Here is a 21,216-nt window from a genome sequence, read left to right as displayed (position 1 = left end):
TCTCACTGGTCCGGACGACCGAGCACGGAGTTTTCCCCAGACTCCTTGCGGGCTCTACGCGCTGCGGTCAGCGGTGCGCGAGCTCGGGCTCCTCGATCTCGACCGGCGGCTCGTCGATGACGCCGACCTTCTCGACGACGACGGTGCGCTTGTCCTTGACCCCGCCGATGACGACCTTGCGCAGCGACACGTTGTTCTTGGTGCTGCGCTCGTAGAGCACGGAGTCCGGGTTGGCCGCCACCTCGATGTAGTAGGTGCCGTTCTTCACCGTGGTCAGGTCGAAGGCCTGACCCTCCCGGAACTGCTCGTAGGTGTCGCCCGAGCCGGCGTCCAGCACCTCGCGGACCCCGAGCGCCTGCCGCCCGCCGCACGCGGTGGACAGGTCGGTGTTCTGCGGCCTCCAGCTGGCGCCCTTGACCGTGTAGTCGACCGCGTCGGTGTTGGCGAGGCAGAAGGCCTCCTTGCCGCTGACCACGCTCGTCTTGAGGTCGGCGCTCACCAGGCTGTAGCGCGCGAAGTCCTTGAAGTGCCAGTGCTGGTGGTGGTCCCGGGCGTCCCACTCCATGCCGCCGACGGGCGCGTAGCCCTTCTGCTTGCCGGACGCGGTGAAGAAGTACTGGTACGCGTTCATCAGGTCCGCGTCCTTGTCGTCACGGAACCCGTCGACCACGAGGCGGCCGGGGCCGGCGTTCCAGACGGTGGCGCTGAAGTTGAGGTAGCGACCGTCGGACACGATCCCCCACGCCGGCAGCGAGCGGAGGTCGGGCAGCGGACCGCTCGGCTTCACCTTCGACCCGGTCAGCTTCTTCGGCGCCTTCTCCACCTTCGCGCTCGCGGCGCGGTTCGGGTCCGCTCGCCGGCACCCGCGGGCCGTCCGGCAGTCGTCCTCCTTGACGTCGACGACGGTCACGTGGACGGTCGCCTGGGCCTTGACGACCGGGATGCGCAGCGCCTCGCGGTAGGCCGGGGTCACGCTGACCGTCGCCGTGTACGAGCCAGGCTTCAGGTCGGACAGGCCACCGGGCTCGTCCTCGCCGTCGTAGTAGTCCTCGTTGCCGGAGAGACTGGTCGCGTAGCCGGCCTGCAGGCCCCAGACCGCGCCCAGCGCGTACGGGTTGCGGGCGTCGCCGCAGCTCTGCGGGTAGGGCGAGGTGGCCGGCGCCTTCGGCGAGCGGCGGACGGGCTCGTACGAGTTCGCGCAGAACGACGAGGTCGAGGTCGTCACGACCTTGCCCTTGCTGTCGCGGAAGGTGGTGCGCGAGAAGTCCGTCAGCCCGGTGAGGTCGGCGGGCACCGGGAGCGTGCGGTCCTTGCCCTTGCGCACCAGCGTCGCGACGAGCGGGCTGCTGTAGTCCTTGCGCGTCGCCCGCACCTCGAAGGCCTGCTTGGGGTCGGCCACGGCGTAGATCCCCAGGTCGCCGTCGACGTAGACGCCGCCGTCGCCCTCGCCGTCGTCGTCCTCGACGTAGCGGTAGACGGTGACGTTGGACCGGGCGGCCTCGAGCGTGAGCGCGGGCCGTGTCGCGGCCCCCGCGGGCACGGCGCCGGCGGCCGCGATGGCGGTCACCGCCGCGGCGATCAGCAGTGATCGGGCTGTACGTCGCACGGTGCGTGGACGATCGTTCACGTAGGGACCCCCTGAGCCGGGGCCGGAGGGTTCCGGCCCGAGGGCTGAAGACAAGCACAGGTCACTGACAGGTTGCTCTTAGGGGCACGCCTATTCTCACGGAGCTCGCGAGATCAAGACCGTGGTCGTACGCGGGGAGAGCCGACGGGCTGACGCCGGGGCCGCCGCGCGGTAGGTTGCGGCGCCGATTCCGCCTCAGGACGCGCGGAAACCTACCTCTCGCGGGATCGCAGGCCCGTCAGCGCTTGAGCAGCTGGCGGGCCATGACGACGCGCTGCACCTGGTTGGTGCCCTCGTAGATCTGGGTGATCTTCGCGTCGCGCATCATGCGCTCGACCGGGTAGTCGCGGGTGTAGCCGTAGCCGCCGAACAGCTGCACGGCGTCGGTCGTGACAGCCATGGCCACGTCGGAGGCGAAGCACTTGGCGCTCGCCCCGAACCAGGTCAGGTCCGGGTCGTCGCGCTCGCTCCGCCCCGCGGCGGCGTACGTGAGCTGGCGTGCGGCCTCGACCCGCATGCCCATGTCGGCGAGCATGAACTGCACACCCTGGAAGTCGCCGACGGGATGGCCGAACTGCTGACGGCCCGCCACGTACGCCAGGGTCGCGTCGAGCGCGCCCTGCGCGATGCCGACAGCCTGCGCCGCGATGGTCACCCGCGTGTGGTCGAGCGTGCGCAGGGCCAGGGCGAAGCCGGCCCCGGGCTCGCCGACCATCCGGTCGGCCGGGAGCCGGACGTGGTCGAGGTAGACCTCGCAGGTGGGTGAGCCCTTGATGCCGAGCTTCTTCTCCGGCGCGCCGAAGGAGACGCCGGGGTCGTCGCGCTCGACCACGAACGCGCTGATGCCGTGCCCGCGCGGGGCGCTGGGGTCCGTCACCGCGAACACCGTGTAGAGGCTCGAGACGCCGGCGTTGCTGATCCAGCGCTTGGCCCCGTCCAGCACCCACTCGTCGCCGTCGCTCACCGCGCGGGTCCGCATGGCGGCGACGTCGCTGCCCGCCTCGGACTCGGAGAGGCAGTAGCTGACGAGCGCCTCGCCGCTGGCCACCCGCGGCAGGTAGCGCTGCCGGAGCTCCTCGCTGCCGGCCAGCATCCACGGCAGCGAGCCGAGCTTGTTCACCGCGGGCACCAGCGAGGTCGACGCGCAGGCCCGGGCGACCTCCTCGATGACGATCGCGGTGGCAAGCGCGTCGGCCCCGACCCCGCCGTACGCCTCGGGGACGTGGGGAGCGTGGAAGTCGCCGGCCCGCAGCGCCTCGTAGGAGGCCCAGCCGAACTCGGCCCGTTCGTCGACCTCGGCGGCGAGCGGCGCGACCTTGGCGTCGCAGAGCTCGCGGACGGCGGCCCGGAAGGCCTCGTGCTCCTCGGAGGGCCGGAACATGGCGGCGGCGTCCTCGACGGTGGGGACCATGCGGGCAGCGTACGCCCGAGGTTACCGGCGGGTAACTTGCGGCGACCGGCCGTCGGGGAGGTCGGTCGACTCGTTCAGGAGCTGCCGGGCGAGCAGCGTCCCGGCCGCCGTCGCGACGGGGAAGACGACCACCGCGACGAACGGGACCGAGAGCAGCAGGAAGCACGGGACGCCGAGCCCGAAGCTGCGCCAGCGACGGCGCCGCAGGGTCTCGCGGCGGCCCCGCAGGGTGAGCACGCCGCGACGTTCCAGCGGGCTGCCGACCAGCTCGGTGACCAGCATCCAGCCGCCGAACAGGGCGCCACCCACGGCCGCCGCGACCTGGCCGACGACGGGCACGAAGCCCGCGCCGAAGAGCACCAGCGCCCCGGCGAGCGAGACGAGGACGAGGCCGACGGACTGCCGGACGGCGCGGACGGCTCCGGTCCGCAACGGTTTCTCGACGGCCGGCGGCGCGTCCGGGAACGCCCGGTCGACCGCCTCGCTGATGGCGTCGTAGACCGGCGACCCGACGGCGAGGGTCAGGGTGCTGAAGACCAGCACCATGAGCAGCACGGTGCCCCCGACCAGCAGCGTCCCGACGACGACCCGGGCGGTGAGCGCCACTCCGGCGGACCACCCGGCGGCGAAGGGCGTGAGCGCGGACGTCAGCACGCCCAGGTGGTCGACCAGGACCACCAGCGCGACGACGAACAGGACCGAGGTCACCAGCGGCGGCAGCGCGCCGAGCCAGAAGAGCCGGGGCCGGCGCAGCAGGAACGAGGCGCCCCGGCCGAGCAGGCTCAGCCCGCCGACGGCCTCACCCGGGGTGGACGGCACGCCGCACCGCCTCGCCCTTCGCCTCCGCGCTGCGCCGCAGGTCGTCCTGGAACGTGAGCATGCGCGCGGTCAAGGCCGGGTCGCCCGCGGCGAGGATGCGGACGGCCAGCAGGCCGGCGTTGCGGGCGTTGCCGATCGAGACGGTGGCCACCGGCACACCGGCCGGCATCTGCACGATCGAGAGCAGCGAGTCCATCCCGTCGAGGTGCTTGAGCGCGACGGGGACCCCGATCACCGGCAATGGGGTGACCGCGGCGAGCATGCCCGGCAGGTGCGCCGCTCCCCCGGCCCCGGCGATGATCACCTCGAGCCCGCGCTCGTGCGCCGTCCGCCCGTAGGTCAGCATCGCGTCGGGCATCCGGTGCGCGGAGACGACGTCGGCCTCGTACGCGATCCCGAACTCCGCCAGCGCCACGCCCGCGGCCTCCATGGTCGGCCAGTCGGAGTCGGAGCCCATCACGATGCCGGCCCGCACGCGCGTGGGCTCAGGCATTCGGGTCCCCCATCAGGTAGCCGGCCGCGTGCCGCGCCCGTCGGCGTACCTCGACCAGGTCGTCGCCGTACGTGGTGACGTGCCCGACCTTGCGGCCCGGCTTCACCTCCTTGCCGTACAGCTGGACGCGGAGCCGGCGGTCGCGGGCGAAGCAGTGCAGCAGCGTGGAGGGCAGGTCGGGCTCGGCGCCGCCGAGGACGTTCGCCATCACCGTCCAGGGGTCGCGGGTCCCCGGGTCGCCGAGCGGGAGGTCGAGGACGGCGCGCAGGTGGTTCTCGAACTGCGAGGTGTGCGCGCCGTCGATGGTCCAGTGCCCGGTGTTGTGCGGGCGCATGGCCAGCTCGTTGACGACGACGGTGCCGTCGCGTCGTTCCATGAGCTCGACGGCCAGCACCCCGACCACGCCCAGCTCGGCGGCGACCTGCAGCGCGAGCGCCTCGGCCGCGACCGCCTGCTCCTCGCTGAGCCCGGGGGCGGGTGTGGTGGTCTCGACGCAGATCCCGTTCCGCTGGACCGACTCCGAGACGGGGTACGCCACCGCCTGCCCCGACGGCGAGCGCACGACCAGCGCGCTCAGCTCACGGGCGAAGTCGACGTACTCCTCGGCCAGGATCTCCGCGCCGGCGGAGAGCCCGCCGAGGGCGGCGAACGGCTCCCCGGCCTGCTCGGCGGAGTCGATCTTCCACACGCCCTTGCCGTCGTAGCCGCCCCGGGAGGTCTTGGCGATCACCGGCCAGCCGGTCTCGTCGCCGAAGGCGCGCAAGGCGTCCGCGTCGGCGACCACGCGGTAGGCGGGGCACGGGATCCCGGCGGCGCTGAGCCGGTCGCGCATGACGACCTTGTCCTGGGCGTGGACGAGCGCGTCGGGCCCGGGCCGGACGGCGACGCCCGAGGCCTCGAGGTCCCGCAGGATCCCGGTGGGCACGTGCTCGTGGTCGAAGGTGATCACGTCGCAGCGGGCGGCGAACGCCCGCAGGGTCGCGTGGTCGGTGTAGTCGCCGACGGTCACGTCGTGGACGACCTGCGCGGCGGACACGTCCGGTCCCTCGGCGAGCAGGGCGACCCGGATGCCGAGCCCGATCGAGGCCTCGTACATCATCCGCGCCAGCTGCCCGCCACCGACGATGCCGACCACGAACGGGCGGACGGGTGGGGCTGCGGTCGTCACGTCGCCGCAGCCTATCCGGACCGCGGACCCACGCTCACCCGAAGTCGAGCACGAGCCGCCCGCGGACGCCGCCCGCCTCGAGCCGACGGTGGGCCTCCGCCGCCTCGGCGGCCGGGAGCACGTCGGCCACGCGCAGGGTGACCTCGCCGGCCTCGGCCTGCGCCCGCAGCCGGTCCAGCGCGTCGGTGGCCTGCCCGTAGTCGCGCACCATCACCGGCAGCACCCGGACCCCGCGGGCCAGCTCGACGTCGGCGTCCTCGCCGCGGTAGCCGCGGACCGTCGTGACCACGCCGCCGTCACGCACGGCGGGCAGGACCTGGGCCCCCTGGACCGACCCGTCGGCCAGGCCGGCCACCCCGTCGGGGAACCGTTCCCGGACGGCTGCGGCGAACCCCTCCCCGCGCGGCAGCACGACGTCGGCGCCGAGGGAGCGCACCAGGTCGACGTCGCTCTCTCTGGCGTCGGCGACGACCGTCAGGCCGTCGGTCTTCGCGAGCTGGACGACGTAGCCGCCGAAGGAGCCCGCGGCACCGGTCACCGCCAGCACCTCACCCGGCTCCAGCGCCATCCGGTCGAGCGCGAGCCGGGCGGTGAGACCGTTCATCGGCAGCGAGGCGGCGGCGGCGTGGTCCACGCCCGCCGGGACCGCGACCACCGAGGCGGCCGGCAGCACGATCTGCTCGCGGTAGCCCCCGTGGCTGCCGGCCGGGATCACGATGCCCATCACGTCGTCGCCGACCGCCAGCCGCCCGTCGGTGCCGGGTCCGACCTCGTCGACCACCCCGGCCACGTCCATGCCCGGGATCCACGGCATCTCCTGCGGGGCGCCCGGCCGGGTGGCGTACGTGCCGTTGCGCGCGTACGTGTCGGTCGGGTTCACCGCGGCCGCGCGGACGGCGATGCGGACCTCGTTGGGTCCCGCGTGCACCTCCGGGACGTCCACCAGGTGCAGGGCCTCCGGCCCGCCGAACTCGGTCACTCCCGCTGCTCTCATGCCAGGTGCAAGGGCGCCGGACACCGTCGTTGTTCCTCGCCGGGAACCGGTGCGAGATGTCTCACGCGCGTCGGCCCGACCTCGCGAAAGAAGTTTCCGTCGCACCTCAACGCCAGCGCTGCCGGCCGCGTACACACCCGCAGTCGCCACCGGGCGACCCTCCGCCCGGGTCCGGGCGACCGAAGGGAACTGACCGATGAAGCTCCGCCGCGTCACCATCGCCATCGCCGCCGTCGCCGTCGCCGGCCTCGCCGTCCCGGCCACCGCCATGGCCGCCTCCGCCGAGGACGCCACCGGGCTGGCCGGCGACCGCCTGGTCCGCTTCGACACCGACAAGCCGACGAAGGCCAAGCGCACCAAGGCCATCACCGGCCTGACGGGCGACGCCTCTCTCGTCGGCATCGACCGCCGCGTCCAGAACGGCAAGCTCTACGGCGTGGGCAACGCCGGAGGCCTCTACACGCTGTCGACGAGCTCGGCCAAGGCCACCAAGGTCGGCCAGCTCTCGGTCGCGCTCGACGGCACCTCGTTCGGCGTCGACTTCAACCCGGCCGCCAACGCCCTGCGGGTCGTCAGCGACACCGGGCAGAACCTGCGCCAGCCCTTCGGCGAGGGCGACGGGCCCACCGTGCCGACGGTGACCGACGGTGCGCTCACGTACGTGCTCCCCACCGGCAACGTCCCCGGGACCGGCGTCGCCGGCGCGGCGTACACGAACAACGACCTGGCCGCCGCCACGGGGACCACGCTGTTCGTGCTCGACACCAACCTCGACCAGATCGCGGTGCAGTCCCCGGCCAACGCCGGCTCGCTCGCCGCGACCGGCAAGCTCGGGGTGGACGCCGGGGCCGGGGTCGGCTTCGACATCTTCTCCGACATCAAGTCCGGCCGGACCAACTCGGTCGAGGGCTACGCCACCGTGACCGTCAAGGGCAAGTCGTCCTTCTACACCGTCGACCTGCTGACCGGTGACATCGACAAGGTCGGCTCGCTGCCCTACGCGGTCACCGACCTCGCCGTCGACCTCGACTGACCCCGTGACGGGCTGCCGCCCGGGCCGGGGGGACCCCGGGCGGCGGCCTCACGCGATCTTGAAGATCAGACCCCGCTGCACGACGAAGTTGACCGTGGTCGCGATGCCCTGCGCGACCACGAAGCCGACGAGCTGCACCACCCGCAGCGACAGGTCCTGGGCCGAGAGCAGGTCGAAGAGGACCGAGAACAGGCCGACCTGGAGCGCGAACGTCACCGCGTAGAGGACGACCACGGCGGCGAAGCGGCGCCGGGACGGTTCCGCGACGAAGGTCCAGCGGCGGTTGATCAGGTACGCGGTCGTCGTGCCCGCGATGAACGACAGCGACTTGGCGGCGGTGTGGCCCAGCCCGAGATGCATCAGCAGCACGAGCAGGCCGAAGTCGACCAGGGCCGAGAGGCCGCCGGTCAGCACGAAGCGCACGAGCTGGGTGCGCAGCGGCAGCGCGGAGGCACGTTCCGTGACCGGCAGCTCGACCGGTTGGGGCAGGTGGCTCACCGGGCGCCTCCGGGGCCCGGGGCGGCGTTCAGCTCGCCGAAGAGCTGCTCCGACACCGCGCGCTGCACGTGCTGGACGTCGGGCACGTCGCGCAGCGCCACCGAGCCCTCCCCCGCGGTCTGGGCGACCAGCGTCCCGCAGCCGAGCACCCGGTCGCCCAGGCTGCGCTGCGTCGAGACGTCGTTGATCCGCCACAGCGGCAGGTCGACGCTCACCTTGCTCAGCACGCCGGTCCGCATGACCAGGCGACGGTTGGTGAGCGAGTACGTCGTGGCCCGCCAGCGCAGGAACGGGCGTACGCACGCCCAGCCGGCCAGCGCGCCGCCCAGCACGAGCACGACGACCTGGCCCAGCGGGCGGTAGTCGGTGGGGATCACCGCGGTGCCGGCGCCGACGAGCGCGCCGATGCCGATGAGCGCGAGCGCAGGGCCGACGAGCGCCTTGGCGTGGGTCCGCGTGTGCAGGACCTCGTACTCGTCGGCACCCAGCATCCGCGACGGCAGGCCCACGCCAGCCATGGTGGCACAGCGGACCTCTCCGGACGTCCGACTCGGGTCTTCCTCCGGTCAGCCCCTGACGAGGCCCTCCCACGACCAGCGGGGGATGCTCAGACCGCTCGGGACGTCGTCCGGCGAGTCCGGGTAGGCGGCCATGGCACCCCGGGTCGACCAGGCGAAGTAGTCGTGCAGCACGCCGCCGAGCCGGGTCTCGACCCCGACACCGACGTCGTCCAGCGCCCCGTCGAAGCAGGCCACGGCGCGGTCGTCCATCTCGGGGTGCTCGCCGTTCCCGGCGTGCATCCGCACCACGGCCGACTCGTCGCCGTAGCGGGTGGAGAAGGCGGCCGGGCCGCCGAGCGCCTCCCCGAGGTAGGCGGCGAGCCGTTCCGTGTGGTGCGGGTCGAACCCGTGGCTGAACGCGTGACCTACGACCTCGTCGACCACGACCCGCGCGTGCCACGCCTCGGCGAGGGCGAGCATCCCCGCCGCGCCGCCGGCGGCCTCGTACACGCTCGACGTCTCCGTCACCACCTCAATGTGGCACAGGAGAACGCCCAGAGACACCCCCTCGGCCGGTCCTGCTCAGCGCAGGTGGACGACGTCCCCGACGGCGAAGGTGCGCGGCCCGTCGGCGGTCTCGAGGACGAGACGGCCGGAGGCGTCGACGTCACGGGCCACGCCGTCGACCGCGGTGCCGTCGGACAGGCTGATGCGCACCTCGCGGCCGAGCGTCGCGCACCGCTCGCGGTAGGCGAGGGCCAGGCCTTCCGCCCCGATCCCGGGCACGTCGGCCACCTCCTCCCAGCGGCGCAGGATCCGTTCCAGCGAGCGCAACGTCGTCGAGATGATGCTCGTCCGGTGCAGCGGGAAGGCGCCCAGCCCGAGCTCGGCCAGCACCAGCGCCAGCGACGTGGCCGTCGGCACCGGCAGCTCCTCGGCGGTCAGGTGCACGTTGACGCCCATGCCGATCACGACGGCCGGGCCGTCGGGGGTCTCCACCCGCTCGGCGAGGACGCCGGACACCTTCCGGCCCAGCACCAGGACGTCGTTGGGCCACTTGAGGTCGGCCGGGAGGTCGGCCTCCTGCCGGATGCCGTCGGAGACCGCGAGCCCGGCCAGCAGGGGCAGCCAGGTCCAGCGCTCCGCGGCGACCTCGGGCCGGACCAGCACGGACATGGCGATGCTCGTGCCCGGGGGCGCGGTCCACGTACGCCCCATCCGCCCGCGCCCGGCGGACTGGTGGTCGGCGACCAGCACGCTGCCCACCGGCGCACCCTCCCGCGCGGCCCGGGCCAGGTCCGCGTTGGTGGAGCCCGTCTCGGCGACCACGTCGAGACTGGTCCACAGGCTGTCGGTGTCGACCAGCTCCGCGACGAGGGTGTGACGTTCGAGCGGATCGGCGGCGCGGGGGTCAGGCACGTGCCGACCTTAGCCAGAGAGCGGGGCTAGGGTTCCCTGCTGTGAGTCTCGACGCCGACGCTGCCAAGACCAGCCAGCCGAACATCCACACGACCGCCGGCAAGCTGGCCGACCTGGACACGCGGATGGACGAGGCGGTCCACGCCGGTTCCGCCGCGGCCGTAGAGAAGCAGCACGCCAAGGGCAAGCTGACGGCGCGCGAGCGGGTGGAGCTGCTGCTCGACCCGGACTCGTTCACCGAGCTCGACGAGTTCGCCCGGCACCGCTCGACGACGTTCGGCATGGAGAAGCGTCGCCCGTACGGGGACGGCGTCGTCACCGGCTTCGGCACGGTCGACGGCCGGCCGGTGTGCGTGTTCAGCCAGGACGTGACGATCTTCGGCGGCAGCCTCGGCCAGGTCTACGGCGAGAAGATCGTCAAGATCATCGACTTCGCGCTCAAGACCGGCTGCCCGCTGATCGGGCTCAACGAGGGCGGCGGCGCGCGCATCCAGGAGGGCGTGGTCAGCCTCGGCCTCTACGGCGAGATCTTCCGGCGCAACACCCACGCCTCCGGCGTCATCCCGCAGATCTCGCTGATCATGGGCGCGGCCGCCGGCGGGCACGTGTACTCCCCGGCGCTCACCGACTTCATCGTGATGGTCGACCAGACGTCGCAGATGTTCATCACCGGCCCGGACGTGATCAAGACCGTCACGGGCGAGGACGTCACGATGGAGGAGCTCGGCGGCGCCCGGACGCACAACACGAAGTCGGGCAACGCGCACTACCTCGCCGCGGACGAGGAGGACGCGATCGCGTACGTGAAGGGCCTGCTGTCCTTCCTGCCGCAGAACAACATGGAGGACCCGCCGGCCTTCGACGCCGACGTGGACCTGCAGGTCTCCGACGAGGACCGCGAGCTCGACACCCTCGTGCCGGACTCGCCCAACCAGCCGTATGACATGCACGAGGTCCTGCGCCACGTGCTGGACGACGGCGACTTCCTCGAGGTGCAGCAGCTCTTTGCCCCCAACATCCTCGTCGGCTTCGGCCGCATCGACGGACGTTCCGTCGGCGTCGTGGCCAACCAGCCGCTGCACTTCGCCGGCTGCCTCGACATCGACGCGTCCGAGAAGGCCGCGCGGTTCGTGCGGACCTGCGACGCCTTCAACGTCCCCGTGGTCACGTTCGTGGACGTGCCCGGCTTCCTGCCCGGCACCGACCAGGAGTGGAACGGCATCATCCGTCGCGGCGCCAAGCTGATCTACGCCTACGCCGAGGCCACCGTCCCGCTCGTCACGGTGATCACCCGCAAGGCCTACGGCGGCGCGTACGACGTCATGGGGTCCAAGCACCTCGGCGCCGACTTCAACCTGGCCTGGCCGACCGCGCAGATCGCGGTCATGGGCGCCCAGGGCGCGGTCAACATCCTCTACCGCCGCGAGCTCAAGGACCACCCGGACGCGGACGCCCGCCGGGCCGAGCTGATCACCGCGTACGACGACGAGCTGGCCAACCCCTACATCGCGGCCGAGCGCGGCTACGTCGACGCGGTCATCGCCCCGCACGAGACGCGCGCGGAGATCACCCGCGTGCTGCGGCTGCTGCGCAACAAGCGCGAGACGCTGCCGCCCAAGAAGCACGGGAACATCCCCCTGTGAGCGGAGCGAACGAGTCGGACGCTGTCAGCGACGACCTCGACCCGGCGCCGGAGCCGCTGTTCCGGGTCGTCCGCGGCACCCCGACCGACGTCGAGCTGGCGGCGCTCAGCGTGGTGCTGGCCGCCCGGACGCGCCCGACGGACGAGCAGCCCGAGACGCCGCAGGGGCCGACCGCCTGGGCCGCCTCGGCGCGTGGTGGCCGGACCCTCCCCCGACCCGGCCGTGACGCCTGGCGGCTGTCCGCGCGACACTGACCTCATGAGTGCCATCGACGACATCGTCGCCCAGCTGCCGATGAGCAGCCTCGCCGGACAGGTGGGCAGCGACCCGCAGACGACCGAGGCCGCCGTGCGGCAGGTCCTGCCGACCCTGCTCGGCGGGCTGCAGGCCAACGCGCAGGACCCGGCGGGCGCGAGCTCGCTCGCCGGTGCGCTGCAGAGCCACTCGCCGGACCTGGTGGACGGCGGCGTGGACCTCGGCCAGGTCGACCCGGCCGACGGCAGCAAGATCGTCAGCAACATCTTCGGCGGCCAGACCGACCAGGTCGCGCAGACCCTCGGCGGCTCGCTCGGCGGCCAGACCGGCCTCGTCGAGAAGCTCCTGCCGCTGCTCGCCCCGATCGTGCTGTCCTACCTGACCAAGCGCCTCGGCGGCCAGGCCCAGGCGGGCCAGGGCGGCGACCTCGCCGACGTCCTGGGCGGTCTGCTCGGCGGCCAGGGCGCGGGAGCCGGTGCGGGCGCCGGTGGCCTCGGCGGGCTGCTGGGCGGCCTGCTCGGCGGCAGCCAGGGCGGCCAGGGCGGCTCCTCGTCCGGCGGGCTGGCCGACGTCCTGGGCGGGCTCCTGGGCGGCGGACGCCGCTGAGCACCGCGGAGGGCTCGCACCGCGTACGGCTCGTCCTCGCGTCGGCCTCGCCGGCCCGGCTAGCCACGTTGCGCAGCGCAGGTCTCGACCCGGAGGTCATCGTGTCCGGCGTCGACGAGTCCGGAATCGAGGCCGCCACGCCGGCCGGGCTGACCGCGGAGCTCGCCCGCCTCAAGGCGGAGGCCGTCGACGCGACGCTCGACCTCGACGGCCGGACCACGGTGCTGATCGGCTGCGACTCGATGCTGGAGCTGGACGGACAGGCGTACGGCAAGCCCGGCGACGCCGGGGTCGCGGCGGAGCGCTGGCGCCTGATGCGCGGGCGGACGGGCGTGCTCAACACCGGCCACCACGTCGTCGTCCACGCGGGCGGTTCGCGGACCGTCCGCAGCGCCGTCGGCTCGACGCGGGTGACGTTCGCCGACCTCTCCGACGCCGAGATCGAGGCCTACGTCGCCACGGGCGAGCCGCTCGAGGTGGCGGGCGCGTTCACCGTCGACGGCCTGGGCGGGGCGTTCGTGGAGCGGATCGAGGGCGACCCCCACAACGTGGTGGGCATCAGCCTGCCGCTGCTGCGGTCGCTGCTGCGCGAGCTCGACGTCGCGTGGCCGTCGCTCTGGGCACCGGGCTGACCCTCGGCCCAAGACGGTTCACACCAGGACGGTTCAGCCCAGGACGGTGAGGACGACCAGGCTCAGGTTCAGCGCGACGACGATCCCGACGACGAGCCAGGCCAGCCGGATGACCTGGCGACCGGTGGGTGCCAGGCGCATCAGGTCGTGGTCGGCGGCGATGCGGACCAGCGGCACGAGCGCGAACGGGATGCCGAAGGACAGCACGACCTGCGAGCCGATCAGCAGCCCCGTCGGGTCCAGCCCGAGCGCCAGCAGGACCAGCGCCGGGCCCGCCGTCATGAGCCGCCGCACAAGCAGCGGGATTCGCCGGTGCAGCAGGCCCTCGGTGATCACGGCACCGGCGTAGCCGCCGACCGAGGTCGAAGCGAGGCCGGAGGCGAGCAGCCCCAGCGCGAACAGGGTCGCGACGCCGGAGCCCAGCCGGTCCCCGATCCCGGCCACCGCGTCGGGCAGGCCGTCGATCTCGAGGCCGTTCAGGGTGCTGGCCGCGACGAGCAGCATGCCGATGTTGACCGCGCCCGCGAAGACCATCGCCAGGGTCACGTCGAGCCGGACCCCGCGCAGCACGCTGTGCGCGTCGTCGCTGCGGGCCCGGCCGTGCCGGTCGCCGACGAGCGCGGAGTGGAGGTAGACCGCGTGCGGCATCACGGTCGCCCCGAGCATGCCCACGGCCAGCAGGGCGCTGTCCGGACCGGCGAGCCGCGGCACGAGGCCGTTCAGGGCCCCGACCGGGTCGGGCGGGTCCAGGAAGAGCCCGGCCAGGAAGCCGACCGCGACGACGGCGAGCATGCCCGTCACCACGCGCTCGAAGGTCTTCTGCCGCCGCCGGCTCTGCAGGAGCAGCAGCGCGGTGCTGACCGCGGTGGTGATGACCGCGCCCACGACCACGGGGATCCCGAAGAGCAGGTTCAGCGCGAGCGAGCCGCCGACGATCTCGGCGAGGTCGGTCGCCACCGCGACGATCTCGGCCTGCACCCAGAACGCACGTCGCAGCCAGGGCCGGTTCCGCTCCCCCACCAGCGCTGGGAGCGAGCGCCCGGTCAGCCAGCCGACCTTGGCCGACAGGTACTGCACCAGCCCGGCCATCAGGGTCGCCCCGACCAGCACCCACAGCAGCAGGTAGCCGTACGAGGCACCCGCGGCCGTGTTGGTGGCGACGTTGCCGGGGTCGACGTAGGCGACCGCGGCGACGAAGGCGGGACCGAGCAGGCGTGAGCCCGCGCGCAACCGTTCGATGCGCTCCCGCTGCACCAGCACTCGCCGCTCCCGGACGCTCGACCCACCTGACCCCTGCGGACCGCAGGGTAACCAGCGCACTGCATTCGGCGCAGGGCCTCCGAGAGACGGGTCCGTCGGTGGACAGACCCGCGGTTACCGTGACGCGTGCCTTCTGAGCCCGGGAACCCCGCCGTACGACGTGGTGCGGAGGTCCGGCTCGTCGTCGTGCTCGGGATGCTCTCGATGTTCGGGCCGATCTCGCTCGACCTCTACCTGCCGGCGCTGCCCGCCCTCGCGACGGACCTCGGGGCGTCCACCTCCGCCGCCCAGCTGTCGATCACCGCCTGCCTGCTCGGGCTCGCCACCGGGCAGCTCGTCGCCGGACCGCTGTCGGACCAGTTCGGGCGACGGCGGCCGCTGGTCGTCGGCCTCGTGATCTACCTGCTCGCGTCCGCGGCCTGCGCGCTGGCCCCGACGATCGAGCTGCTCGTCCTGCTCCGGCTCGTGCAGGGGCTGGCCGGCGCGGCGGGCATCGTCATCGCCCGGGCGGTCGCCCGCGACCTCTACGCGGGTCGCCGGCTGGTGATCATCTTCTCCCGCCTCATCCTCGTCAACGGGCTCGCCCCGATCCTGGCGCCCGTGATCGGCGGCCAGCTCGCGCTGGTCATGACCTGGCGTGGGATCTTCCTGGTGCTCGCGGGCTTCGGCGTGGTGCTGCTCGCCGCCGGGGTCTTCGGCGTGCCCGAGTCGCTGCCCGCGGAACGTCGCCGGGCCGGCGGGGTGCGGGACACCCTGCGGAGCTTTCGCACGCTGCTGCGGGACCGGCTGTTCGTCGCCGTCGTGCTGGCGGCCGGCCTCGCCGGGGCGTCGATGTTCGCCTACATCGCGGGCGCGACCTTCGTGCTGCAGCGGCTCTTCGGGCTCTCGGCCCAGCAGTTCTCGTTCGCGTTCGGCAGCAACGCGCTCGGCATCGTCATCCTGGGCCAGGTCGGGGCCCGGCTCGCCCACCGGTGGTCGCCGCACCGCGTGATGGCGCTCGGGCTGCTGATGAACCTGCTGGGGGCGGCCGGCCTGGCCATCACCGTGCTGGTCGGTCTCGGGCTGCCCTTCCTGCTGGGCTCGCTCTTCGTCATGGTCAGCGCCCTCGGCCTGGTCTTCCCCACCTCCACCGCCCTCGCCCTGGCCGACCACCCGGACCGGGCCGGATCCGCGTCGTCCCTGCTCGGGCTGGGTCAGTACCTGATGGGCGCGTTCGTCGCGCCCCTCGTCGGCCTCTGGGGCGAGGACACCGCGGTGCCGCTGGGGGTCGTCGCGGTCGTCTGCAGCGTGGCCGCGTCGCTGATCTTCTTCGGCGTCGCGATCCCGGCCCTGCGCCGCTCCCGCCTCGTCGAGCCGGACGAGGTGCAGGCGCCGCAGACCCCGGCCTGAGCGGCTTCGACCCCAGGGCAGCATAAGTATCGCGCGCGATCTATGAGTCCGCTGATAAAGCCGCGGCGAGGGCATAAAGCCTCGGACGGGCCGGTTGACGATTCTCGTGGCGGGACCGCGAGGTCCCGCCCTCGAACACGAGAGGAACAACCCATGCCCTCATCCAAGGTCTGGTTCATCACCGGTGCGTCTCGCGGCTTCGGTCGCGAGTGGACGATCGCCGCGCTCGAGCGTGGCGACCGCGTCGCGGCCACCGCCCGCGACACCTCGTCCCTCGACGACCTCGTCACGAAGTACGGCGACGCCCTGCTGCCGCTGCAGCTCGACGTCACCGACCGTGACGCCGACGTCGCCGCCGTGAAGCAGGCGCACGACCGCTTCGGCCGCCTCGACGTCGTGATCAACAACGCCGGCTACGGCCACTTCGGCATGGTCGAGGAGCTCACCGAGGCCGAGCTCCGCGCCCAGCTCGAGACGAACCTCTTCGGCGCCGTCTGGGTCACTCAGGCCGCCCTGCCCTTCCTGCGCGAGCAGGGCTCGGGCCACATCATCCAGGTCTCCTCCATCGGAGGGATCAGCGCGTTCCCGGGCATCGGCGCCTACCACGCGTCGAAGTGGGCCCTCGAGGGCATCAGCCAGTCCCTCGCCCAGGAGGTCGCGGGCTTCGGCATCTTCGTGACCCTCGTCGAGCCCGGCGGCTTCTCCACCGACTGGTCGGGCCCGTCGGCCAAGCACAGCGACGAGAACCCCGCCTACGACCAGGCGCACGAGGCCTCCCGCAACCGCAGCAGCGGCGCGGACCCGGGCGACCCGACCGCGACCGGTGCCGCGATCCTCAAGATCGTCGACGCCGAGCAGCCGCCGCTGCGTGTCTTCTTCGGCAAGGCCCCGCTCGGCATCGCGACGAAGGACTACGAGTCCCGCCTCGCGCTCTGGAACGAGTGGCAGCCCGTCTCGATCGAGGCCCAGGGCTGACCCGCTAGCCCCGGCCACAGACCGCTGAGGTCAACGCACGCCCTCCAGCTCGAGGAGGGCGTGCTTGGCCTCCTCTCCCCCGCGGTAGCGACCCATCGTCCCGTCCGACCGCACGACCCGGTGGCACGGCACCACCACCGGGATCGGGTTGGTCGCACAGGCGGTCCCGACCGCCCGCACGGCCCGGGGGCTCCCGCTCAACGTGGCCAGCCCGGCGTAGGACGTGGTGCGGCCGTACGCCACGTCCACCGCCAGGTGCGTCAGCACGTCCCGGCGGAACCCGCTCGACAACTGCCAGTCCAGCGCGACGTCGAAGCGGCGCCGTCGCCCGGCGAAGTACTCGTCGAGCTCCCGGGCCGTCTCGTCGAGGCGGCCCGGCAGCGGCAGCACCCGCGGACTCACTCGGTCGGCGAGCTCCTGCAGCACGGCGTCCTCCCCCTCGGAGGCGAACGCGACCCGGACCAGACCGGCCGGCGTCGCTGCCAGCAGCAGCCGCCCCACCGGTCCGTCCACGGTGCGGTAGCCGACGTCGACCTCACCCCGGCCGTCCGCCTCTCCCACCAGCCGGCCCAGCAGCCGCTCGAGGTGGCTGTCGGAGGCTTCGTACGCCTCGTCGAGACCGCTCACCCGTCGACCTCCGCCGCCGTGGACGTCTCGGGCGGGGCCGGAGCCCGGACCGGGGACGCCTTGACCGCGCCGGCTGCCAGCGCACCCTCGAGCTGCAGCAGCTGACGCTTGCGGTCGACGCCGCCGGCGTACCCCGTGAGCCGTCCGTCCGAGGCGACCACACGGTGGCACGGCACGACCACGCAGAGCGGGTTGCGCGCGACCATCTGGCCGGCCACCCGCGGACCCACCCCGACCGCGCGACCCAGCGCGGCGTACGTCGTCGTCTCGCCCCGGGGCACGGCGGCGACCAGGTCCCAGACCTCCCGGGCGCGCTCCGACCCGTCCGCCCGGACGGGCACGTCGATCGTCGTGCGGTGCCCGCTGACGTACGCGGCCAGCTGCTCGGACGCAGCCGCCAGCACCGGGTCGTCGGTCACCTCCACCGCCTCCCCGAACCGGGTGGCGTCCGGCTCGGGCCGGTGCTCGGGGAAGTAGACCCCGACCAGCGCGGCGCCCTCGCCGACCAGCGTCAGCTCCCCCAGCTCGGTGTCCACCGTCGTGTGCCTCCTCACGGGCACCGCACCCGCATCGACCGCCGGGCCCGCCGCCGCCGACCCGTCCACCGTCTCCACCGCCGCTGCTGCCGTCATCACGACCTCCTCCGCCGGCCCCGGACCGTCTCCGGGGCGCTGTCACGGGGTAGACGCCCGGACCGGGCAGAACGTGAGGTCGACCGCCACGTGACGGTCGTCACATCGCTAGTCGCCGCGGGCCTGCGCGGTGGCACGGTCGTTGAACTTCTGCAGGGCGTCGACGAGCTCGTCCTTCGTCATCGTCGACCGGCCGGAGATGTCGGCCTGCTGGGCGAGCTCGTAGAGGTGCTCCTTGGACGCATTGGCGTCCACGCCGCCCTTGGTCTCGCGCTGCGTGTCCGCACCGCCCGCGGCCTGGGCGTCCGAGGGCCCGTTCGACTCCTTCGGCTCCCAGTGGTCGCCGACCTTCTCGTGGGTGTGCTTCACCGCGGACCACGCGGTCTGGTGCGCCCGTCGACCGTCGCCGTACTGGTCCTCCGCCGAGGCCAGCGTCTCGGCGTACGTGTCCTTCGCCTTCTGGTCGGACCGCTCCAGCGTGCTGGGGAGACGGTCCTCCTCGATGCGCTCGGCCTCGCTGCCCTTCTTGGGCATGTGTCCTCCTCGACGTCGTCCCGACCGGGCCCATCGTCGCACCGGGCGCGTGGCCAGAGCCGCGCACGGTCGCGACAGCCGCCCAGGTCGGGGCCTGGGCGGCTGTTCGGGAGGTACGCGGCTGTCGCGGAGGTGCGCGGCTGCTCCCGCCGGCAGACCGGGTCCCGAGAAACCACCCCGCTCAGGCGCTGGTGAAGCCCTGCAGCCGGTTGACGGCGGTGACGTGGACGACCGCCTCGCCGGCCTCGTCGCTCGCCGCGAGGTCGACGTCGGCGCTGATGCCCCAGTCGTGGTCGCCGGCCGGGTCGTCGATGATCTGCCGCACGCGCCAGCGACCGGGCTCCTGCTGCACGCCGAACATGGCCGGACCGCGAGCGTTCGCCCCGGTGAGGATGGCGCTGTGCTCGGCGAAGTAGGGCTCGAGCGCCGCCACCCAGGCGTCGGCGTCCCAGCCGTCGGCCACGTCCAGCTCGCCGAGCGGCCAGTACTGCCGTCGGGCCGCCAGCTCCACCCGACGGAAGAGGGCGTTGCGGACCAGGACCCGGAAGGCGCGGGCGTTCGCCGTGACGGGCGGCGGCGGCGCGACGAGCGCGCCGTCGGTGCCCGCGTCCTCGGTCAGCGCCTCGGGGTGCGAGAGCCGCTCCCACTCCTCGAGCAGGCTCGAGTCGACCTGGCGGACCAGCTCGCCGAGCCAGACGATCAGGTCGGTCAGCGCCTCGGTGCGCGCGTCCTCGGGGACGGTCTGGCGCAGCGCCTTGTAGGCGTCGGAGAGGTAGCGCAGCACGAGCCCCTCGGAGCGCGCCAGCTCGTAGCGGGCCACGAACTCCGCGAAGGTCATCGCCTCCGAGAACAGCTCCCGCACGACCGCCTTGGGCGACACCTTCTCGTCGAGCACCCAGGGGTGGGTGGACGCGTACGCGGTGAAGGCCACGTCCAGCAGCTCGTCGAGCGGCTTCGGCCAGGTCACCTCCTCGATGAGGACGACCCGTTCCTCGTACTCGATGCCCTCGGCCTTCATCGCGTCGACGGCCTCGCGCCGCGCGCGGTTGCGCTGGGCCATGAGGATCGGGCGGGGGTCCTCGAGCGTGGCCTCGATGATCGAGACGACGTCGAGCGCGTACGACTCGGACTGGACGTCGAGCAGGTCCAGGGCGGCGAGCGCGAAGGGCGAGAGCGGCTGGTTGAGCGCGAAGTCGCGCTGGAGGTCGACGGTGAGGCGGGCCGTACGCCCCTCGGCGTCGGGCTCCGTGAGCCGCTCCACCACGCCGGACTCCAGCAGCCCGCGGTAGATCGACAGGCTGCGAGACACGTGCCCGCGCCGCGCCGACGGCGGGTCGTCGTTGTCGGTCAGCAGGTGCCGCATCCCGGCCCAGCAGTCGCCCGGGCGCGCGACGACGTCGAGCAGCATCGCGTGGGTGACCTTGAAGTGCGAGGTCAGCGGCTCGGGCGGGGCGGAGACCAGCCGCTCGAAGGTCGGCAGCCCGTAGCCGACCGTCCCCTGCGGCGGCTGCTTGCGCACGACCTTGCGACGCTTCTTCGGGTCGTCGCCGGCCTTGGCCATGGCCTTCTCGTTCGCCACCACGTGGTCCGGCGCCTGCACGACCACCTGCCCGCTGGTGTCGAAGCCGGCCCGTCCCGCACGCCCCGCGACCTGGTGGAACTCGCGCGCGGTGAGCAGGCGGGCGCGGATCCCGTCGTACTTGCTCAGCGAGGCGATCAGCACGGTCCGGATGGGCACGTTGATGCCCACGCCCAGGGTGTCGGTGCCGCAGATGATCTTGAGCAGCCCGGCCTGCGCCAGCTTTTCGACCAGGCGGCGGTACTTGGGCAGCATCCCGGCGTGGTGGACCCCGATCCCCTGGCGGACGAGGCGGGACACGACCTTGCCGAAGCCGGCGCTGAAGCGGAAGTCGCCGATCAGCTCGGCGATCGCGTCCTTCTCCTCGCGGGTGCTGATCTTGAGGCTGGTCAGCGACTGGGCCTGCTCGACGGCCGCCGCGCGACTGGAGTGGACGACGTAGATCGGCGCCTCGTGGGTCTCGAGCAGCTCCTCGACCGTCTCCAGCATCGTCGTCGTGACGTAGCGGTGCAGCAGCGGCACGGGACGCTCCACCGAGGAGATCGTCGCCGTCGGGCGGCCCGTGCGCCGGGTCAGCTCGGCCTCGAAGCGGCTGACGTCGCCGAGCGTGGCCGACATCAGCAGGAACTGGGCGTTCGGCAGCTCGATCAGCGGCACCTGCCAGGCCCAGCCCCGGTCGACGTCGCCGTAGTAGTGGAACTCGTCCATGACCACGCAGGCCACGTCGGCGTCGGCCCCCTGCCGCAGGGCGAGGTTGGCCAGGATCTCCGCGGTGCAGCAGATGATCGGCGCACCCGGGTTGACGCTCGCGTCGCCGGTCATCATGCCGACGCGCTCGTGCCCGAAGGTCGCGACCGCGTCGAAGAACTTCTCGCTCACGAGCGCCTTGATCGGCGCGGTGTAGAACGTGCGGCCGCCGCGGGCCAGCGTGGCGAACTCGGCGCCGGTCGCGACCAGCGACTTCCCCGAGCCGGTGGGCGTGGAGAGGATGACGTTCGCGCCGGACACGAGCTCGATCAGCGCGTCGCTCTGGTGGGCGTACGGCGTCAGGCCGCGGTCGTCGACCCAGCCGGTGAACGCCTCGTACACCGCGTCGGGGTCGGGCTCCGCCGGGATGCGGTC

Annotated in this window: 22 protein-coding genes; 7 read left to right on the top strand and 15 right to left on the bottom strand. The window is 73.0% G+C overall.

The window, feature by feature from the left end; all coding sequences use genetic code 11:
- Positions 1-67 precede the first annotated feature (67 nt).
- The 6 genes from FHX39_RS03770 to FHX39_RS03745 form a co-directional block, all read right to left on the bottom strand.
- Complete coding sequence (locus tag FHX39_RS03770) at positions 68-1,567, bottom strand: lysyl oxidase family protein (RefSeq protein ID WP_332836653.1); 1,500 nt, start codon at positions 1,565-1,567, stop codon at positions 68-70.
- Positions 1,568-1,865: 298 nt separating this feature from the next.
- Positions 1,866-3,038 (bottom strand): acyl-CoA dehydrogenase family protein, encoded by a 1,173-nt coding sequence (locus FHX39_RS03765; protein WP_232530573.1) that lies wholly within the window; start codon positions 3,036-3,038, stop codon positions 1,866-1,868.
- A gap of 21 nt (positions 3,039-3,059) precedes the next feature.
- Entirely contained in the window at positions 3,060-3,857 is a 798-nt protein-coding gene (locus FHX39_RS03760) for an EI24 domain-containing protein (RefSeq protein WP_183336856.1), read from the bottom strand.
- Positions 3,838-4,350: a 5-(carboxyamino)imidazole ribonucleotide mutase gene (gene purE, locus FHX39_RS03755; RefSeq protein ID WP_183336855.1), complete on the bottom strand. Its 513-nt coding sequence runs from the start codon at positions 4,348-4,350 to the stop codon at positions 3,838-3,840. The genes FHX39_RS03760 and purE overlap by 20 nt, the downstream gene beginning before the upstream one ends.
- The gene (locus FHX39_RS03750; RefSeq protein WP_332836652.1) at positions 4,343-5,518 is read right to left on the bottom strand and encodes a 5-(carboxyamino)imidazole ribonucleotide synthase; all 1,176 of its coding nucleotides are present in this window, start codon (positions 5,516-5,518) and stop codon (positions 4,343-4,345) included. Before FHX39_RS03750 ends, purE begins: the two co-directional genes overlap by 8 nt.
- Before the next feature lie 34 nt (positions 5,519-5,552).
- Complete coding sequence (locus tag FHX39_RS03745; RefSeq protein ID WP_198423252.1) at positions 5,553-6,497, bottom strand: NADP-dependent oxidoreductase; 945 nt, start codon at positions 6,495-6,497, stop codon at positions 5,553-5,555.
- 211 nt (positions 6,498-6,708) lie between these two features.
- Between FHX39_RS03745 and FHX39_RS03740 the strand changes: the two genes are divergently transcribed.
- Positions 6,709-7,545: a DUF4394 domain-containing protein gene (locus tag FHX39_RS03740; protein ID WP_183336853.1), complete on the top strand. Its 837-nt coding sequence runs from the start codon at positions 6,709-6,711 to the stop codon at positions 7,543-7,545.
- Positions 7,546-7,593: 48 nt separating this feature from the next.
- Here FHX39_RS03740 and FHX39_RS03735 read toward each other — a convergent pair whose 3' ends face one another.
- From FHX39_RS03735 to FHX39_RS03720, 4 genes are read right to left on the bottom strand one after another with little or no spacing between them, the layout of a single operon-like run.
- On the bottom strand, positions 7,594-8,043 hold the full coding sequence (locus FHX39_RS03735; protein WP_332836651.1) for a GtrA family protein: 450 nt from the start codon (positions 8,041-8,043) through the stop codon (positions 7,594-7,596).
- Positions 8,040-8,552 carry a PH domain-containing protein gene (locus FHX39_RS03730; protein WP_183336852.1) on the bottom strand — a complete coding sequence of 171 codons (513 nt, stop codon included), beginning with the start codon at positions 8,550-8,552 and terminating at the stop codon, positions 8,040-8,042. The genes FHX39_RS03735 and FHX39_RS03730 overlap by 4 nt, the downstream gene beginning before the upstream one ends.
- Positions 8,553-8,609: 57 nt before the next feature.
- Positions 8,610-9,071 carry a globin domain-containing protein gene (locus tag FHX39_RS03725; RefSeq protein WP_332836650.1) on the bottom strand — a complete coding sequence of 154 codons (462 nt, stop codon included), beginning with the start codon at positions 9,069-9,071 and terminating at the stop codon, positions 8,610-8,612.
- Positions 9,072-9,125: 54 nt separating this feature from the next.
- Entirely contained in the window at positions 9,126-9,962 is an 837-nt protein-coding gene (locus tag FHX39_RS03720; protein ID WP_183336850.1) for a biotin--[acetyl-CoA-carboxylase] ligase, read from the bottom strand.
- 125 nt (positions 9,963-10,087) lie between these two features.
- Here FHX39_RS03720 and FHX39_RS03715 point away from each other — a divergent pair, with 125 nt between their 5' ends.
- The 4 genes from FHX39_RS03715 to FHX39_RS03700 are packed head-to-tail and all read left to right on the top strand — an operon-like array spanning position 10,088 to position 13,098.
- Positions 10,088-11,605: an acyl-CoA carboxylase subunit beta gene (locus FHX39_RS03715; protein ID WP_183340871.1), complete on the top strand. Its 1,518-nt coding sequence runs from the start codon at positions 10,088-10,090 to the stop codon at positions 11,603-11,605.
- Complete coding sequence (locus FHX39_RS20925; protein ID WP_198423251.1) at positions 11,602-11,859, top strand: acyl-CoA carboxylase subunit epsilon; 258 nt, start codon at positions 11,602-11,604, stop codon at positions 11,857-11,859. Before FHX39_RS03715 ends, FHX39_RS20925 begins: the two co-directional genes overlap by 4 nt.
- 4 nt (positions 11,860-11,863) lie before the next feature.
- Positions 11,864-12,466, top strand: a complete 603-nt coding sequence (locus FHX39_RS03705; RefSeq protein ID WP_183336849.1) for a DUF937 domain-containing protein — start codon at positions 11,864-11,866, stop codon at positions 12,464-12,466.
- A complete protein-coding gene (locus FHX39_RS03700) occupies positions 12,463-13,098 on the top strand; it encodes a Maf family protein (protein ID WP_183340867.1) in 636 nt (211 codons plus the stop codon). The genes FHX39_RS03705 and FHX39_RS03700 overlap by 4 nt, the downstream gene beginning before the upstream one ends.
- Positions 13,099-13,131: 33 nt before the next feature.
- Here the strand turns inward: FHX39_RS03700 and FHX39_RS03695 are convergent, their stop codons facing one another.
- Positions 13,132-14,352 carry an Nramp family divalent metal transporter gene (locus FHX39_RS03695; RefSeq protein WP_332836930.1) on the bottom strand — a complete coding sequence of 407 codons (1,221 nt, stop codon included), beginning with the start codon at positions 14,350-14,352 and terminating at the stop codon, positions 13,132-13,134.
- A 132-nt stretch (positions 14,353-14,484) separates the two neighbouring features.
- On the opposite strand from FHX39_RS03695, the gene FHX39_RS03690 reads away from it, so the two are divergent.
- Together FHX39_RS03690 and FHX39_RS03685 are read left to right on the top strand one after the other, a co-directional pair.
- Positions 14,485-15,747, top strand: a complete 1,263-nt coding sequence (locus FHX39_RS03690; RefSeq protein WP_332836649.1) for a multidrug effflux MFS transporter — start codon at positions 14,485-14,487, stop codon at positions 15,745-15,747.
- Positions 15,748-15,900: 153 nt separating this feature from the next.
- Positions 15,901-16,722: an SDR family oxidoreductase gene (locus FHX39_RS03685; RefSeq protein ID WP_183336848.1), complete on the top strand. Its 822-nt coding sequence runs from the start codon at positions 15,901-15,903 to the stop codon at positions 16,720-16,722.
- 30 nt (positions 16,723-16,752) lie between these two features.
- Here FHX39_RS03685 and FHX39_RS03680 read toward each other — a convergent pair whose 3' ends face one another.
- The 4 genes from FHX39_RS03680 to FHX39_RS03665 form a co-directional block, all read right to left on the bottom strand.
- Positions 16,753-17,349, bottom strand: a complete 597-nt coding sequence (locus tag FHX39_RS03680) for a methylated-DNA--[protein]-cysteine S-methyltransferase (protein ID WP_183336847.1) — start codon at positions 17,347-17,349, stop codon at positions 16,753-16,755.
- Complete coding sequence (locus FHX39_RS03675) at positions 17,346-17,981, bottom strand: methylated-DNA--[protein]-cysteine S-methyltransferase (protein ID WP_183336846.1); 636 nt, start codon at positions 17,979-17,981, stop codon at positions 17,346-17,348. Before FHX39_RS03675 ends, FHX39_RS03680 begins: the two co-directional genes overlap by 4 nt.
- Before the next feature lie 108 nt (positions 17,982-18,089).
- Positions 18,090-18,515, bottom strand: a complete 426-nt coding sequence (locus tag FHX39_RS03670; protein WP_183336845.1) for a ChaB family protein — start codon at positions 18,513-18,515, stop codon at positions 18,090-18,092.
- Between the two features lie 181 nt (positions 18,516-18,696).
- Positions 18,697-21,183, bottom strand: a complete 2,487-nt coding sequence (locus FHX39_RS03665) for a DEAD/DEAH box helicase (protein WP_332836648.1) — start codon at positions 21,181-21,183, stop codon at positions 18,697-18,699.
- Positions 21,184-21,216 lie beyond the last annotated feature (33 nt).

Origin of the sequence: Microlunatus antarcticus (assembly GCF_014193425.1) — a bacterium.
Classification (GTDB): domain Bacteria; phylum Actinomycetota; class Actinomycetes; order Propionibacteriales; family Propionibacteriaceae; genus Microlunatus; species Microlunatus antarcticus.
Note: the sequence above shows the minus strand (reverse complement) of the source record. Positions and strands in the feature narration are given on the sequence as shown.

Excerpts from the sequence above, each read along its gene's own strand:
- FHX39_RS03765 (WP_232530573.1), bottom strand. The coding sequence starts at position 3,038 with ATGGTCCCCACCGTCGAGGACGCCGCCGCCATGTTCCGGCCCTCCGAG.
- purE (WP_183336855.1), bottom strand. The coding sequence starts at position 4,350 with ATGCCTGAGCCCACGCGCGTGCGGGCCGGCATCGTGATGGGCTCCGAC.
- FHX39_RS03740 (WP_183336853.1), top strand. The coding sequence starts at position 6,709 with ATGAAGCTCCGCCGCGTCACCATCGCCATCGCCGCCGTCGCCGTCGCC.
- FHX39_RS03715 (WP_183340871.1), top strand. The coding sequence starts at position 10,088 with ATGGACGAGGCGGTCCACGCCGGTTCCGCCGCGGCCGTAGAGAAGCAG.
- FHX39_RS03705 (WP_183336849.1), top strand. The coding sequence starts at position 11,864 with ATGAGTGCCATCGACGACATCGTCGCCCAGCTGCCGATGAGCAGCCTC.
- FHX39_RS03685 (WP_183336848.1), top strand. The coding sequence starts at position 15,901 with ATGCCCTCATCCAAGGTCTGGTTCATCACCGGTGCGTCTCGCGGCTTC.
- FHX39_RS03675 (WP_183336846.1), bottom strand. The coding sequence starts at position 17,981 with ATGACGGCAGCAGCGGCGGTGGAGACGGTGGACGGGTCGGCGGCGGCG.
- FHX39_RS03670 (WP_183336845.1), bottom strand. The coding sequence starts at position 18,515 with ATGCCCAAGAAGGGCAGCGAGGCCGAGCGCATCGAGGAGGACCGTCTC.